This is a genomic window from Streptomyces longisporoflavus, from assembly GCF_014649775.1.
GTDB classification, from domain to species: Bacteria; Actinomycetota; Actinomycetes; order Streptomycetales; family Streptomycetaceae; genus Streptomyces; species Streptomyces longisporoflavus.
The window spans coordinates 224,446-238,329 of sequence record NZ_BMTR01000004.1 but is presented as its reverse complement, the minus strand read 5'-3'; the positions used below and the strand labels follow the sequence as shown (position 1 = coordinate 238,329).

General features: G+C 69.8%; 14 protein-coding genes. 2 read left to right on the top strand and 12 right to left on the bottom strand.

From position 1 onward, the window contains the following. Positions 1–2: 2 nt before the first annotated feature. Complete coding sequence (locus IE226_RS10195) at positions 3–1,130, top strand: ferritin-like domain-containing protein (protein WP_190080756.1); 1,128 nt, start codon at positions 3–5, stop codon at positions 1,128–1,130. Positions 1,131–1,221: 91 nt separating this feature from the next. Here the strand turns inward: IE226_RS10195 and IE226_RS10190 are convergent, their stop codons facing one another. The 11 genes from IE226_RS10190 to IE226_RS10140 all read right to left on the bottom strand — a co-directional run bounded on the left by IE226_RS10190 (position 1,222) and on the right by IE226_RS10140 (position 11,768). After that, positions 1,222–2,460 carry a beta-ketoacyl-[acyl-carrier-protein] synthase family protein gene (locus IE226_RS10190; RefSeq protein WP_190080755.1) on the bottom strand — a complete coding sequence of 413 codons (1,239 nt, stop codon included), beginning with the start codon at positions 2,458–2,460 and terminating at the stop codon, positions 1,222–1,224. Further along, positions 2,457–2,699, bottom strand: coding sequence for a phosphopantetheine-binding protein (locus IE226_RS10185; RefSeq protein WP_190080754.1), 243 nt, complete (start codon positions 2,697–2,699; stop codon positions 2,457–2,459). The genes IE226_RS10190 and IE226_RS10185 overlap by 4 nt, the downstream gene beginning before the upstream one ends. Before the next feature lie 61 nt (positions 2,700–2,760). Then, positions 2,761–3,843: a beta-ketoacyl-ACP synthase III gene (locus IE226_RS10180; protein ID WP_190080753.1), complete on the bottom strand. Its 1,083-nt coding sequence runs from the start codon at positions 3,841–3,843 to the stop codon at positions 2,761–2,763. Continuing rightward, positions 3,840–4,880 carry a fatty acid desaturase family protein gene (locus tag IE226_RS10175; protein WP_190080752.1) on the bottom strand — a complete coding sequence of 347 codons (1,041 nt, stop codon included), beginning with the start codon at positions 4,878–4,880 and terminating at the stop codon, positions 3,840–3,842. Before IE226_RS10175 ends, IE226_RS10180 begins: the two co-directional genes overlap by 4 nt. Further along, positions 4,877–5,896: a VlmB-like protein gene (locus IE226_RS10170; RefSeq protein WP_229870715.1), complete on the bottom strand. Its 1,020-nt coding sequence runs from the start codon at positions 5,894–5,896 to the stop codon at positions 4,877–4,879. The genes IE226_RS10175 and IE226_RS10170 overlap by 4 nt, the downstream gene beginning before the upstream one ends. Then, on the bottom strand, positions 5,893–6,507 hold the full coding sequence (locus tag IE226_RS10165; protein WP_190080751.1) for a flavin reductase family protein: 615 nt from the start codon (positions 6,505–6,507) through the stop codon (positions 5,893–5,895). Before IE226_RS10165 ends, IE226_RS10170 begins: the two co-directional genes overlap by 4 nt. After that, complete coding sequence (locus tag IE226_RS10160) at positions 6,498–7,007, bottom strand: hypothetical protein (protein ID WP_190080750.1); 510 nt, start codon at positions 7,005–7,007, stop codon at positions 6,498–6,500. Before IE226_RS10160 ends, IE226_RS10165 begins: the two co-directional genes overlap by 10 nt. Further along, entirely contained in the window at positions 7,007–7,525 is a 519-nt protein-coding gene (locus IE226_RS10155) for a type II toxin-antitoxin system RatA family toxin (protein ID WP_229870710.1), read from the bottom strand. Before IE226_RS10155 ends, IE226_RS10160 begins: the two co-directional genes overlap by 1 nt. After that, on the bottom strand, positions 7,512–8,831 hold the full coding sequence (locus IE226_RS10150) for an aspartate aminotransferase family protein (RefSeq protein WP_229870708.1): 1,320 nt from the start codon (positions 8,829–8,831) through the stop codon (positions 7,512–7,514). The genes IE226_RS10155 and IE226_RS10150 overlap by 14 nt, the downstream gene beginning before the upstream one ends. 121 nt (positions 8,832–8,952) lie before the next feature. After that, a complete protein-coding gene (locus IE226_RS10145) occupies positions 8,953–10,089 on the bottom strand; it encodes an acyl-CoA dehydrogenase family protein (protein WP_190080747.1) in 1,137 nt (378 codons plus the stop codon). Continuing rightward, positions 10,077–11,768 carry an aldehyde dehydrogenase family protein gene (locus IE226_RS10140; protein WP_190080989.1) on the bottom strand — a complete coding sequence of 564 codons (1,692 nt, stop codon included), beginning with the start codon at positions 11,766–11,768 and terminating at the stop codon, positions 10,077–10,079. Before IE226_RS10140 ends, IE226_RS10145 begins: the two co-directional genes overlap by 13 nt. A 229-nt stretch (positions 11,769–11,997) precedes the next feature. Here IE226_RS10140 and IE226_RS10135 point away from each other — a divergent pair, with 229 nt between their 5' ends. Then, positions 11,998–12,999, top strand: coding sequence for a bifunctional lysylphosphatidylglycerol flippase/synthetase MprF (locus IE226_RS10135; protein ID WP_190080988.1), 1,002 nt, complete (start codon positions 11,998–12,000; stop codon positions 12,997–12,999). Here IE226_RS10135 and IE226_RS10130 read toward each other — a convergent pair. Continuing rightward, entirely contained in the window at positions 12,946–13,821 is an 876-nt protein-coding gene (locus tag IE226_RS10130) for an AfsR/SARP family transcriptional regulator (RefSeq protein ID WP_190080746.1), read from the bottom strand. The genes IE226_RS10135 and IE226_RS10130 overlap by 54 nt on opposite strands. Positions 13,822–13,884 lie beyond the last annotated feature (63 nt).

Sequence of the window (13,884 nt, the reverse complement as noted above, 5' to 3'; positions counted from 1 at the left end):
TCATGAGCGGAACCGCCGACGACCGGCAGGCGGACACCGGCGCAGCCTGGTCGTTCCCGATGCGGGGGCGGAACACGTTCACCTGGGAGTACGACACGGACCGGGAGCGATTGCTCGCCCTCTACCAGAAGGGCAAGGACAAGCAGTGGGACAGCACGAAACGGATCGACTGGTCCCTGGAAGTCGATCCGTACGACGTCCTCGGCACGCCGGAGAACACCCTCGCCCTGTACGGCTCCCGGCAGTACTCCCGGCTGAACGAGCGGGAGAGGCGGGAGCTGCGCCGGCACATGGCCGCCTGGGAGTTCAGTCAGTTCCTGCACGGGGAGCAGGGCGCGATGATCTGCTCGGCCCGGATCGTCGAGTCGGTGCCGCACATCGACTCCAAGTTCTACGCGGCGACCCAGGTCATGGACGAGGCGCGGCACGCGGAGCTGTTCACGCGCTTCGTGCACGACAAGATCGGCATGAGTTATCCGATCAGCCCGCATCTGAAGTCACTGCTTGGGCAGGCCCTGAGCGACTCCCGCTGGGACATGCCGTACCTCGGCATGCAGGTGCTCATCGAGGGTCTCGCGCTTGCGGCGTTCGGCATCCTGCGCGACAGGACGGACAAGCCCCTGCCCAAGCAGATCCTCTCCTACATCATGCAGGACGAGGCGCGGCACGTGGCCTTCGGGCGCCTGGCGCTGCGGGACTACTACAAGGAGCTGACCCGCCGGGAGATCGCGGAGCGCGAGGACTTCATCGTCGAGGGCTGCTATCTCATGCGGGACCGGCTGCGCATGCAGGAAGTGTGGGAGACGCTCGGCTTCGACATGAAGGAGTGCATGGAGTACATGAACCGGGGCCCTCGTATGCGGGCCTTCCGGTCACGTCTCTTCACCCGGATCGTGCCCTGCGTCAAGGACATCGGACTGTGGGGGCCGAGGGTCCAGCAGGCCTACGCCGACATGGGCGTGCTCGAGATGGCCGATCGTGACCTGCTCAAGCTTATGGAAGCGGACGAGGCACAGGCGGAGGCGCTGGACGCCGAGCGCCGGGAACTCCGAGAGCGGCAGAACGAGGTCCATGGCGCGATCGCCGAGGGTCGGCTCACCGCCGCCGCCGACGACGACCGGACTCGGTGAGTGATGGTGCTCAGTTGGAGGCAGGGGGCGGACGGCATTGGACTCTGCCGGCCCCCTCACAAGGGTCGGCAGAGTCCATTGCCGTCGTGACTCAGGGACGGGTGAGCAGCACCACCGCGTTCTGTCCGCCGAATCCGAAGGAATGGCTGACGACCACCTCCACATCGGCGGGGCGTGCCTCCTTGGTGACGACATCCAGGTCGATCTCCGGGTCCTGGCTGTCCAGGTTGGCGGTCGGCGGGATGATCCCCTGCTCCACGGTGAGGACCGCGACGGCCGCTTCGACGGCGCCCGAAGCCCCCAGCGAGTGGCCCGTCACGCCCTTCACCGAGGTCACGGCGGGCCGGTCGCCGAGCACCCGGCGGATCAGGCGGGCCTCCATCAGGTCGTTGAGGGGGGTCGAGGTGCCGTGCGCGTTGACATGGTCCACCGAACGCGGATCGACCCCGGCGTCCTTGAGCGCGGCCCGCAGCGCCAACTCTGCCCCGGCACCCGAGGGTTCGGGTGCGGTGGCGTTGTAGGCGTCGGCCGAAGCCCCGTATCCGCTGACGTGGGCCCGCACGCGTGCCCCGCGGGCCCGTGCGCTCTCCGGGCGTTCCAGGATCAGGACGGCGGCGCCCTCGGCGGGCACGAACCCGTCGCGGTCGACGTCGAACGGACGTGACGCCGCCGTGGGTTCCCCGCGGCGCACGGAGAGCGCGCCCATCTGCTGGAAGCCGGAGATGATCGAGGGGACGAGACAGGCCTCGGCGCCGCCCGTGATGACCACGTCGCAGTGCCCGCCCCGCAGCAGTTCACGCGCCGCTCCCACGGCCGTGCTGCCCGAGGCGCAGGCCGTGGCGGTCACGAAGTTGGGTCCGCGGGCCCCGAACTCCATGGCGACGTAGCCCGCCGACATGTTCACCGCGAGCATGGGGATCAGCAGGGCGGACACCTTCTCCGAGCCTTGTCCGAGCAGTACGTTGTGCTGCTTCTCCCAGGTCGCGGCCCCGCCGATGCCGCTGCCGAGGACCACGCCCACCCGGGCGCCGTCCCATGCAGCCGGGTCGAGGCCCGCGTCCGCGAGCGCTTCGGCCGCCGCGGCCACCGCGAACTGGCTGCTGCGGTCCAGGCGCCAGGCCTTGCGTTTGCCGACCGTGGCGGCCGGATCGAAGCCGGGTATCCAGCAGCCGATGTCGGCAGGGATCCCGGAGAGCGCGGGCACCCGCTGCGCGGCCGTGCCGTTCGCGGACTTGATGCGGTCCCAGGACGCGGCGGTGCCGAGACCAGCGGGGGTCACCATGCCGATGCCCGTGACCGCCGCGTCGTAACGGCCACCGGCCGCTGTCATCGGACGGTCACCTGCTTGGCGTCGAGTACCCCGGCCGCCTCGGTCATGGTGTTCTTGGCGTGCAGGTCGTCGTCGGTGAGGGGGATGCCGAACTCCTCCTGTGCCGCCAGGGTCAGCTCCACAAGGGCCAGCGAGTCCAGTTCCAGGTCCTCGAAGGTGTTCTCCGGTGCGACCTCGTCGGCCTCGACGCCGAATCCCTTGGTCAGCAGGCCTACGAGACGGTCGTACGTGCTGCTCATGTCGTGCTCCTCAGTGGTGAGTGCGGTGGGTCAAGTGGGCGTCGGGAAGCGGTGGTCGGGCTCACATGGGGGTGAGTGCCGGCCAGCGGAGGGCGCAGGCGCCCCAGGTGAGGCCGCCGCCGAACGCCGTGAGCAGGGTGCGGTGCCCCGGCGTCAGGCGGCCCGTCGCCGCGGCGTGCGAGAGGGCCAGCGGGATGGAGGCGGCAGCGGTGTTGCCGACCTGGTCGAGGTGGACCGGGCAGCGGTGGCGGGGCAGCCGCATGCGGTCCGCGACCGCGTGCAGGATGCGCAGGTTGGCCTGGTGCGCGACGAGCCGGTCGATGTCGGCCACCTCCCAGCCCGCCCGCCGCGCCGCCGTCAGCGAGGCATCGGCCATGCGCTCGACGGCATTGCGGAAAACGGCCTTGCCCGCCATCCGGAAGTACGGGTCCGGCTGCGGCGCGTCGCCTGCGTCGTTCGTGTCACCCGCGTCGCCCCCATCACCCGTGCCGATCGGGCCGGTCGTGTGCAGCGGTTCGCGCGAGCCGCCCGAGCGGACGGTGATGAGATCGCTGCCGGTGCCGTCACTGCCGAGCACGGGCGGACCGAGCGCGCCGGGTTCGTCCGCGCCGCCGGATCGCAGCACCACCGCGCCGGCCCCGTCGCCGAAGATGGCGCGGGTCGAGCGGTCGGCCGGGTCGAGGATGCGCGAGTACGTGTCGGCGCCGATGACGAGGACGCTGCCCGCCGTACCCGTGGCGATCAGTCCGGCGCCGGTGGCCAGGGCGTAGAGGAACCCGGTGCAGACCGCGCCGACGTCGAAGGCGGGCACGGTTCCGAGTCCGAGCTGGGCCGCCACCAGGGGCGCGGTGGCCGGACAGGGGTGGTCCGGCGTGGTGGTGGCCAGCACGACGGCGTCCACGGAATCGGCCTCCGCGGACTTCAGCGCACGCCGGCCCGCCTCCACCGCGAGGTCCGACGTGGCCGTGGACGGGGCGGCGATGAAGCGCGTCCCGATGCCCGTACGGCTGCGGATCCACGCGTCGGAGGTGTCCAGTTCCCGCGCGAGGTCGTCGTTGGTGACCGCGTGCGGCGGAAGCCACGTACCAAGGCCGCACAGCACGGCGGCGGTGCCGCTCACCCGACGTACGGCGGCGCCGCTCATCGCGTTCCCCCGGTCGCCGCGCCGCTCTCCAGCGTGGCCACCTCCCGGCTGACCTCGCCGAGGTGGTCGGCCACGCTGAGGTAGGACCGCAGCAGCCGTTCCTCGGCGTACGGAAGTCCGCCCCGCAGCAGGTACTCCTTCACCAGCGGCTGGGCTCGGCGCAGATTCACGCGGGGCATGGACGGGAACAGGTGGTGCTCGATCTGGTAGTTGAGCCCACCGAAGAAGAAGTCGGTGAGCCGGCCCGGCGCCAGATTGCGCGAGGTGATCACCTGGCGCGTGAGCCAGTCGAGGGGCTCGTCCTCGCCGTCCCGCACGGGAAGGCCCTTGTGGTTGGGCGCGAACATCACGCCCATGTAGAAGCCGAAGAGAGCCTGGTGGACGACGAGGAAGGCCACGGCGACACCGGGGGAGAGAACGGTGAACACCGCGGTCAGGTACACCGCCAGATGGAGCGTCAGCAGGCTGAGGTCGAGGGTCGCGTAGCGCTTGAGTGCTCCCTTGCGGGCCGCCACGTAGCCGGAGATGTGCAGGCGCAGGCCTTCCAGCAGGATGAGCACGTAGAACATCCACGCCTGGTGGCGCACGATGAACCGGCCGACGGGTCCGGTGCGTTTCGTCCGGTCCGCGGCGTCGAAGATCACCTGCCGGCGGAGGATGTCCGGGTCGAGCGAGAGGTGATTGGGGTAGTTGTGGTGCTTGGTGTGGTGACCGACCCACCAGCCGAAGCTCACGCCCGTGAGGAGATTGCCGTGGGTGTATCCGAGCACGTCGCCGGGGCGTCGCGTACGGAAGATCTGGCGGTGGCCCGCGTCGTGTCCGATGAGGTCGGTCTGGCCGAAGCAGACCGCTAGGAACGCCGCCACGGCCAGCTGCCACCAGCTGTCGCCGACGAGCGCGAACAGGGTCCAGCCCGCGGCTAGGAGCAGCAGGTTCGTGGTGATCTTGAACGTGTAGTAGACGGGTCGGGAGTCCAGGAGACCGGCGCACCGCACCAGTCGCGTGAGCTCCTGCATGGTGGCACCGCGTTCGTTCATGTCGCTTCCTCCAGGCCCATGTGGGCGAGCCGGGTCCGCTGCAGGCGCGCCGCCCACTCCTGTCCGGTCTCCATGCGCTCGCGCGCGGTGGTGTCCGCGAGGCGGCGGCCGGGCCAGATCTCGTAGTCGCCCAGGAGGTCTGCGTGCCGCTCGACGCCCTGCTGGAAGAGCTCTTCGCGGCGCGTCAGCTGCTCCGTGGTCGGCAGCTTGTTCCACAGGGCGTATCCCTCCCCGATCAGATCGAGGAGGCGTTCCTTCTCGTGGGGGTTCGCGCGCAGGTGATCGCGGATGATGGCGCTGCCGACCGTCAGATGCCGGATCTCGTCGATCGCGGCGCCCCGCTCGATGTCGGCGGCGGCCGGGTCGAAGACCCGCCACTTGCGCTCGCTGAGCTCGGCGGCAGGTGCCAGTACGCCTTCGACAAGCACCGTGAGGACCAGTACGCCGCCGATGAAGTCGCGCTCGTCGCGCAGCACCCGAAGGCCCAGGTTCTCCAGGGGTTCGAGGATCTGCTCCCGGTCGGTGGCCGCCAGGCGGGCCACTGTGGTGGGTAACTGCGCTCCCGATACGCCAAGTTGGAGCAGGTGAGTGCGGAAAACCATCGCGTGCCGGGCCTCGTCGATCAACTGGGTGGCGTAGAACTCCATGCAGTCGTTGTCGGGCGCGAGCGCCGTCAGGTAGCCGATGGCCCGGGTCGCCTTCTCCTCGGCGACGGAACGGTAGGCGAGCTCCTGCGTCAGTGCGCTGTTGAGCGGTCCGGGCTCCCTCACCACGTCCAGCGGCCGTACGTCCGCCGCGTGGCCGAGGACGTCGCCGCGCAGGGTGCCCCGCGGTACGGCATTGAGCCAGTACCGCAGATCGCAGACGGCTGGGGTGAGTTCAAGGTTCTCCGCGCCGTCCAGGAGCCAGGGGGCCTTGTCGGGGTCGGCCTCGACGGGAATGTCCGCCGGCGCGGTCGTCGATGCCGTCGGGGTCCTCGATGCCGTTGCAGTCGTCGTTGTGGTCGATGTCGTCATGGGGACGTCCTTTCTGTGGAGGGAGCGGAGGCAGCGGAAATCGCGGGGCCGGAGTGCAGGTCGTAGGCGAACGTGAGCAGAGGGGTGCCGCCCGTGTGGCATGCCGAGACGACCTCCGCCACCACCAGTTCGTGATCGCTGAGCGGAACGATGAGTTCCGGCTTGCACTCCAGCCACGCCACCGCGCCGCTGAGCCGCGGTACGCCGTCGCCCGGGTCGCCGGACCAGGCGTCCGGCGGCAGCTGTGCCAGGCCGCGGGGCCTGCCGCGCCGGGCGAAGTGCCGGGCCAGCGGTTCCTGCGCCGCCGCGAGGCCGTTGGCGACGAAGAGCGGGCAGTTCGCCAGGGCGCGCAGCCCCCGACTGCCGCGGCGCAGCGCCACGCAGGCCATCGGGGGATCGCCCGGCACGGTGCTGAACGTGCTGACCGTCACGCCCTCGGCCGCCTCGCCCGTCCCGCAGGTGAGCACCGTGACCCCGGCGACGAAGTGACGCATCGCGGCGGCGACGGCGGTGTCACCGAGCGCGCGGCCCGCCGCGCCGCCCGCCGCCCCGCCCGCCGCACCGCCAGCCGCGCCTTCCGCCGGGCGTGTGCGTCGGGTGGCTAGGGCCATGGCAGCCGGCCCGGACTCGCGGGATCGCGCCCGGCGGCCGTCGCGCTCGCCGCCTCGAACTCGCTGCGGAAGCGGCGGTACGCCCGGTGCGTCTCGGGCTCGAAGCGCAGACCGAACGGCTTGAGATAGTTGCCGAACAGAGCCCTGTCGCCGAAGAGGTGAATGGGCAGGGCGAGCAACGCCCACTCGAAGCCCCACAGCCAGATCCAGCCGATGGTCAGCAGTCCCTGGGTGACCAGGGAGTGCATGACGTTGTAGGCGACGTAATAGCCCTTGTGGATCTGGCCCTTGTGGAGCCTGCCCTTGTGGCGGCGGTACTGAACGGCCCCCGGCAGATAGCCGATCAGGTCGATGTAGACGAACAGCACCAGGGCGGTCTGCCAGTGCACCTGGCCGAGGTGTGTGAAGAAGAGGACGAGGGCGACGACGAGGCCGAGCCCGTACTCCGCCCGGACGAGCCATGAGGTCACCGGTGTCATGAACAGGTTCTTGGTGTCCATCAGGCGACCTGCGCGGGGGAGTCGGGCGCCGCCGGCCCGGCGGGTACGGCTTCGACCGCGCGGGCCAGGGACTCGTCGCCCACCACCCGGCCCGAGGCGAACAGTCCGAGCACCACGCGGGCGATCGTCTCCTTGATGACCCGCTCGGCGACCGGCTCCAGGATCCCCGCGAGACTGGGAATGCCGAAGTCGAACTCGGCGTGGAAGCCGACCCGTACCTCGTGTCCCGAGCCGGTGATGTGCCAGGCCCCCCGGAACACCTCGAAGTCGCCGTCGAGCTGGACGAAGGTGATGGTGAGCGCGGCCCGGTCGAAGTGGTCGGACTCGGTCCAGCGCAGGATGCCGTTGCGGAAGTACACCTCCCAGGAGCTCGTCTCCCGGTCCTCGCCGATGTCGTGCACGGTGACCGAGCGGACCACCTCGGCGAGTTCGGGGTAGCGGGCGAAATCCGTCACCCGGTCGTACACCGCTTCGGCGGCGATGCCGGGTACACCGATGGTCACGTCAACGCTGCGCACGGGCGGCGCCACCTTCCTGCGTCGGGACATGGCGGGCTGCCTGCACGCGGCAGGCACGTTCGAAGGCCGCAAGGAGGAAGTCCACCTCCGGAGGGCTGAGGACGGCGGGCGGGGTGAAGCGAAGGACCATGTGGGAGTTGAGCGAGTGATTCGCCACCACGCCCTCCCTGATCAGCTCGACGAGGAGGTCACCGGCCACCCCCGGCTCGGCGAACTCCACACCGATGAGCAGCCCCCGGCCCCGCACCTCCCGTACGAGAGAGCCGAGCCGCCGCTCGGCGATCCGGCGGATGCCGTCGAGCAGTTCGGCACCCAGCTCGCGGGCCCGGCGCACCAGGTCCTCCTCCTCGATGGCTTCGAGGGCCCCGCGCACGGCGGCCATCGCCAGGGGCATGCCGGAGAAGGTCGAGGTGTGCAGATACGGGTCCCGGTCGAGGGCGCCGAACACCTCCGGGGTCGCGATGACCGCGGAGACGGGCATGATGCCGCCGCCAAGGCCCTTGCCGGTCAGGAGCATGTCCGGGGTCAGCCGATCCTCGTCCGCGCCCCACCAGGAGCCGAGGCGGCCCAGTCCGGTCTGGATCTCGTCGAGGACGAAATGCGCGTCGTGGGCGCGGCACAGCTCCTGGACCGCCCGCAGGTAGCCCGGCGGCGGGATGATCACGCCCGCCTCGCCTTGGACCGGCTCGATCACCACACAGGCGCGGCCTGCCGCCACCCGCAATTGCTCGGCCAGCGCGTCGGCGTCGCCGTAGGGCACGTGGGCCGTGTGGGGGAGCAGCGGGCGGAACGGCTCCTTGAACAGGTCCTTGCCGGTGAGGCCGAGCGCGCCCATGGTCTTGCCGTGGTAGCCGCCGTGGGTCGCGATCAGCCGGTCCTTGCCGCGGGTGCGCGCGATCTTGATGGCGGTCTCCACGGCCTCCGCACCCGAGCAGGCGAAGTGCACCCGCTCGAGTCCGGCCGGGGCCCTGGCCACCAGGGCATCGGCGGCCAGGGCCGTCAGGGGTTCGAGCAGGACACGGGTGGCCACCGGGTTGCGGTGCAACTGTTCTTCGACGTGGCGTACGACGGTGGGGTGCCGCGCGCCCATGAGGAGGACGCCGTAGCCGCTGCAGTTGAGCAGTCGTCGGCCGGTCGCGGTGGTCACCCGGGCGCCTTGCGACTCCGTCTCGATCTCACCCCCGAGCAGCTCGCCGAGGGTGGCGCGGCCCCTGCTCAGGCGCGTGCGGTAGAGCCGGCCGATGTATTCGCGGCCGAAGTGTTCGCGGCCGGGGTCCGCCGGGTCGGGGTCTGCTGGGCCAGGCACTGCTGGGCCGGTCGGTGCACGGCCGGTGTCTTGAAAGCCGATGTCAGGACGGCCGGCCTCTTCTCGGCCCGGGGTCTGCGAAGTCGTGCCAGTGGTCATGACGCTCCTCATGCAAGGCTCCTCACGCAAGGCGCAGCGGATGGCCGTCGACGTGGTCCAGGAAGGGTTCGGCGAAGCTGGAGCGCGACGGCGGGTGGAAGGACAGGGCGTGCGAGGCGGCGGCCAGATAGGCGATGTCGCCCGAGCCGATGAAGGCCATCCCGCCGAGCAACTCCACCGCTCGGCCCACGGCGTCGCGGATCGCGTCCTGCGCCCCGTACCGCGCGACCAGCGCCCGCCCGAGCCCTTCGTTGCCCACCGACCCGTCCATGATCATGCGGGCCGTGCCCTCGGTGAGGAGCGTGGCCGTCTCGTAGCGGGCGAGCAGTTCGGCCCGCTCGGTCTTCGTGCCGCGCCCGGAGTCCAGGACGCGTTCGACCAGCGCGCCGGTCATTCCGACGTAGGAGGCGGTGATGAACAGTTCGAACCAGATGAGGCCGACCGTCTGGAGCTCGTCCAGTTCGCCCGCGTCGCCGAGCTCCGTGCGCATCACCTGCTGCTCGTCGACGAACACGTCATCGAGCCGCACCTCGTCGCTCTCCGCCCCGGCCAGTGCCCAGCTCGACCAGAACGGCCGCACGGTCAGGCCCTCCGTCTGCCGCGGTACGAGAAGCACCGCCATGTCGCTCGTGCCGTCCGCGTTCGGCAGGGAGGCGCTCGCGGTGAGCAGGTCCATGGAGCGCGCGAGGCTGCAGGGCTTCTTCGATCCGCTGACGTGGTAGCCCTTCTCCGCCGGCCTGGCCTCGACCGTGGGGCTGAGGATGCCGCGGCCGGGGCGTCCCTCGGCGAAACCGGAGGCCACCAGGAGCCGCTGCCCGACGATCCCTTCGAGCAGCGCCCACTCCACTCCGCCGCTCCGCTGTCCGTCGGCCAGCGAGAACAGCGTGGCCACGGAGAAGTGGTGCATGGTGGTGGCCACCGCGAGGGACGGTGCGGCGGCGGCCAGGGCGCGGGTGACGGCCACCGCCTGGAGGGGCGTGGCGCCGCTTCCCGAGTAGGCCAGGGGGATGACGAGGCCGGGGCCGCCGTGCGTGCGGAAGAGTTCGACGGCCGGGCTGCCCGGCTTCTCCAGGTCGGCCAGTGGGACCTTTCCGAGCTCCCCGAGGAGTCCGGGCAAAAACTCCTCGCAGGTGTGTCGGGCCGCGGTCATCGAGCGCATGGCGTCGTCTCCTTGTGCGCGTTCAGCTTCTGCCAGGCGCCGAAGACCGCGTCCCCTGGCCGGGACCCGGGGCTGATGCTCACGCCCTGGAGGTGCGAGGTCCGCAGGATGGGGTAGTTGGCCTCGCCGAAGATGCCGCCGGTGAGCCCGGTCCCGCCGTGCGTGGGCAGATAGGGCAGGAAACCGATGTGCGAGTCGTTCACCTTGAACAGGCCGCCGGTACGGACACGGGCCACGAACTCGTCGATGACACCGGGGGCCTTGGCCCACAGGGAGTTGCGCAACCCGTAGGGATTGGAGTTCACGAAGGCGATGAACTGCGCCGTCAACGCGGCATCCGTACCGGATTCGGCGACGATCAGGGGCAGCAGCGGGAAGAACGTCTCGTGCCGTACGGCTTCGAGCTCGCGGGCCCCCTCGACGCCGTGCACCTTGATCACGGTCGGTTCGAGGAAGATGCCGTGGGGATCGCGGGTCTCGTCGAGCCGCATGGCGTGTCCGCCGCACACCACTTCGGCGCCCTTGGCGCGTGCGTCCTTCAGACAGTCGAAGAACTTCTCGTTGCGCAGTACGGGAGTCAGCAGCACATCGGGTTCCCACGGGTGGCCGGGCCGGATGTGGCCGATCTGCTGGACCAGGGACACCACGAGCGCGTCCGCGACATCGGGGTGCACGAGCACCTGATTGGGGATCATGCACAGCTGCCCGGAGCCGTAGAAGCTCTCCGTGAGCGCCTCGGCGGCGAGGGCGATGTCGGCGTCCTTCCATACGACGACGACGTCGTTCCCGGCCAGCTCCAGGATCGGCTTCTTGCCCGCCGCGATGCAGCGCGTCTCGAATTTCCGGCCGTTGTCGCTGCTGCCGAAGTAGATGATGTCGTCCACCGCGGGATGTTCGAGCCAGCAGTTCAGCATCGGCGCGGGGTCGCCGCAGACGACGTTCAGCGTGCCGGGCGGGGCGCCGACCTCGGCCAGGACGGGCGCCACGATCTCCTGCATGACGTACATGACGCCCAGCGGGGCGCTGCGCGGGGCCCGCACCACGAGCGCGTTGCCGCCCATGAGGGCCGTCACGCCGAGGAGGGCACTGGAGAGGGGCGCGTTCTGCGGGGGGTTGAGGCAGACCACGCCGTCGGGCCGGCGGCGCACCTGGAGGCGGCGCTCGTCGCGCCGGAACTCCTGGAGCATCTGGGAGCGGTAGAAGCTGATCGACTCCGGGCCGAAGCACTCCAGCATGCCCGACACCTGCCATCTGGCCAGGGCCAGCGGGTGACCCTCCTCGACCAGGATCTCGGCGATGTCATCGGCGTGCCGGGCGAGGCGCTCGTGCAGGAGCCGCCCCACGGTGTCGATGCGGGTGCGCGGATGGACGGCGCCCCAGGCGGGGGCCGCGTCGGCAGCGGCCTCCACGGCTTGTTCCACCGTGGCGCGATCGGCCTTGGCGACCCGCCCGACGACGGTCGCCGGCAGGTCGTCGGGGGCCGCGCACCCCTGTTCCAGTTTCCGTTTGAGGGTGAGGTTCGCGAATACGTCGTCGAGGAGGGAATCCGCGTCGAGTACGTAGACCCAGTCCTCGCCGGGTATGTGTCGCGCGTTGACGTAGGACTGATAAGAACGCAGGCGCGGAGGAACCTGGCGCGTGCCGTCCCGGGACCGGCGTCGTGAATTCGCTCGGGCCATATGCGTACTTCCCACGCTCACTCCTTGGCTCCTTCGGAACGAACCGGATCCGGACGGCCGGTGAAGGTCACGTCGGGGAGCATTACAGCGCCGACTGAAAGCCCGCTGAAAATCGACTGACACGTTGTCTTCAGTCGAACGCGGCGGGTTGCGGGCACATTGCGGGAGATGTGGTCGGCCGTTGTGTTCAGCCGACGTGTTCAGTCGATCGGGAGCGAGCGTGCGCAGCATGAGCCGAGTTCGGGAGACATCGCAAAAGAGCGCGGCGGCCGCACTGGCCGCGGTGCAGCGGTACGCGGACAACCCGAGCGCCTTCTTGGCCCTCAATACCGGCAACGAACTGTTCCTCGGCAGCGGCGGTGAACTCATCGCATACCGGGAAGCAGGCCGGTTCCTCGTTCAGTTCGGCGGGATATTCGGGCCCGAGGACCGCCAGGAGGCGGTGTTACGTGAATTCAGGAAGTACGCGCGCGACCGACGGCGTACGATCACCGGGATCCAGTTGCAGCGAGCCGATGCCGAGTTGTACGAGGCGGCGGGGTTCGTGCTCAACCAGGTGGGCTCCTCCTACGCGGTCCACCTCCCCGAATTCACGCTGCGGGGACCGCGGTTCATGAAGCTGCGCAACAAGATCTCCCGGGCCACGCGCAGCGGCCTTGATGTCCGGGAGGTCGCGTACACCGATCACCGGACCGGCATCGAGGAGATCGACGCCGCCTGGCTGCGCGCCAAGGGCCGGCACGTGAAGGAGATCGAGTTCCTGGTCGGAGAGATCGGCGGCCCCGCCCAGCGATATCGGCGGCTCTTCCTGGGAATGCTCGACGGCCGTCCGGTGGCCTACATCTCCTACTCTCCCGCATACGGAGCGCGCCCCGGCTGGCTGCACGATCTCAGCCGGCGCCGGCCGGACGCCGGGCCCGGTGTGATGGAGGCCGTCAACGCCACGGCCATACAGGCCTTTTCGCGAGAAGGAGCCGAGTGGCTGCACTTTGGCTTCACGCCCTTCACCGGTCTGGATACTTCCCATGAGTTGGCGTCCAGGAGCGCCCTGACGGGGAAGTTCCTGCGCTTCCTCGCGGAAAAGGGGGAGGCCGTCTATCCGGCCGGCAGCCAGCTCGCGTACAAGGAGAAGTGGGGTCCGCAGCTGGTGCTGCCCGAGTATCTCGCCTTCGAGGGGTCAGCAAGTTTGCGCGCTGTGTGGCACATTCTGCGGGTGACCAAATCCATTTAGGCCCGTCGCGGTGTGTGCGGCCGCGGTGGTGAGACCGGTGGGGGCATCGCCCGAGGGTCCACGCAGTAGATTCTCCGCCTGCTGGAGGACTTCCCTGAACTTCCGCTGCGTGCCGGGGCCCGGATCGATCCCCAGCTCCGTGGAGAGATTGTGCTGAACCCTGCGATAGGCGCTGATGGCGTCCGCCTGCCGGCCGGAGCGGTAGAGCGCCGTCATCAATTGCTCGCAGAAACGCTCGCGCAAAGGGTGCTGCGTCAGGAGCTGTTCGAGTTCGGGAATGACCTGTTGATGCCGGCCCAGTTGCAGGTGCGCCTCGATGAAAAGCTCCCGGCCGATCAGCCTGGTTTCCTCCAGGCGGGCATAGGCGATCCGGCAGATCAGGCCGTCCCCCGCATCGAGCAGCGCGGGGCCGCGCCAGACGGCGAACGCGTCGGTGAGCAGCTTGATGGCCAGCGCGTGATCCACGCCCATGTGCCGGCCGGCCGTGTCCACGGCTCGGGTGAACCAGAGGGCGTCGACGTCCGCGGGGTCGACGTCCAGGAGGTATCCGGAGTGCGAAGTGCGTATGAGCCCGCGGGCGCTCGGCTTCCCGGTCTGCTGGGCGAGAATGCGGCGCAGCCGCGCGATATGCGACTGCAGCGAATTCCCCGCGGTTTTCGGGAGCTTGTCCCCCCAGAGTTCGTCCAGGAGGTCGACGGCCGGTACGGGGGTGCGGGGCGTGAGAGCCAGGGCCGCCATGATCGTTCTGAGCTTCTCTCCCGGCAGGACGACGGGAACGTTCTCCTCGATCAACTGAATCGGACCGAGCAGCCTGATCTGCATGCGAGTCCCCCGTCTCTCCGACGCGTCGGAGGCTTACGTGACGATATCCGCCTGTTCTTCGTA

Coding starts and splice junctions, on each gene's coding strand:
- IE226_RS10195 (WP_190080756.1), top strand. CDS start 3: ATGAGCGGAACCGCCGACGACCGGCAGGCGGACACCGGCGCAGCCTGG.
- IE226_RS10190 (WP_190080755.1), bottom strand. CDS start 2,460: ATGACAGCGGCCGGTGGCCGTTACGACGCGGCGGTCACGGGCATCGGC.
- IE226_RS10185 (WP_190080754.1), bottom strand. CDS start 2,699: ATGAGCAGCACGTACGACCGTCTCGTAGGCCTGCTGACCAAGGGATTC.
- IE226_RS10180 (WP_190080753.1), bottom strand. CDS start 3,843: ATGAGCGGCGCCGCCGTACGTCGGGTGAGCGGCACCGCCGCCGTGCTG.
- IE226_RS10175 (WP_190080752.1), bottom strand. CDS start 4,880: ATGAACGAACGCGGTGCCACCATGCAGGAGCTCACGCGACTGGTGCGG.
- IE226_RS10170 (WP_229870715.1), bottom strand. CDS start 5,896: ATGACGACATCGACCACAACGACGACTGCAACGGCATCGAGGACCCCG.
- IE226_RS10165 (WP_190080751.1), bottom strand. CDS start 6,507: ATGGCCCTAGCCACCCGACGCACACGCCCGGCGGAAGGCGCGGCTGGC.
- IE226_RS10160 (WP_190080750.1), bottom strand. CDS start 7,007: ATGGACACCAAGAACCTGTTCATGACACCGGTGACCTCATGGCTCGTC.
- IE226_RS10145 (WP_190080747.1), bottom strand. CDS start 10,089: ATGCGCTCGATGACCGCGGCCCGACACACCTGCGAGGAGTTTTTGCCC.
- IE226_RS10140 (WP_190080989.1), bottom strand. CDS start 11,768: ATGGCCCGAGCGAATTCACGACGCCGGTCCCGGGACGGCACGCGCCAG.
- IE226_RS10135 (WP_190080988.1), top strand. CDS start 11,998: ATGAGCCGAGTTCGGGAGACATCGCAAAAGAGCGCGGCGGCCGCACTG.
- IE226_RS10130 (WP_190080746.1), bottom strand. CDS start 13,821: ATGCAGATCAGGCTGCTCGGTCCGATTCAGTTGATCGAGGAGAACGTT.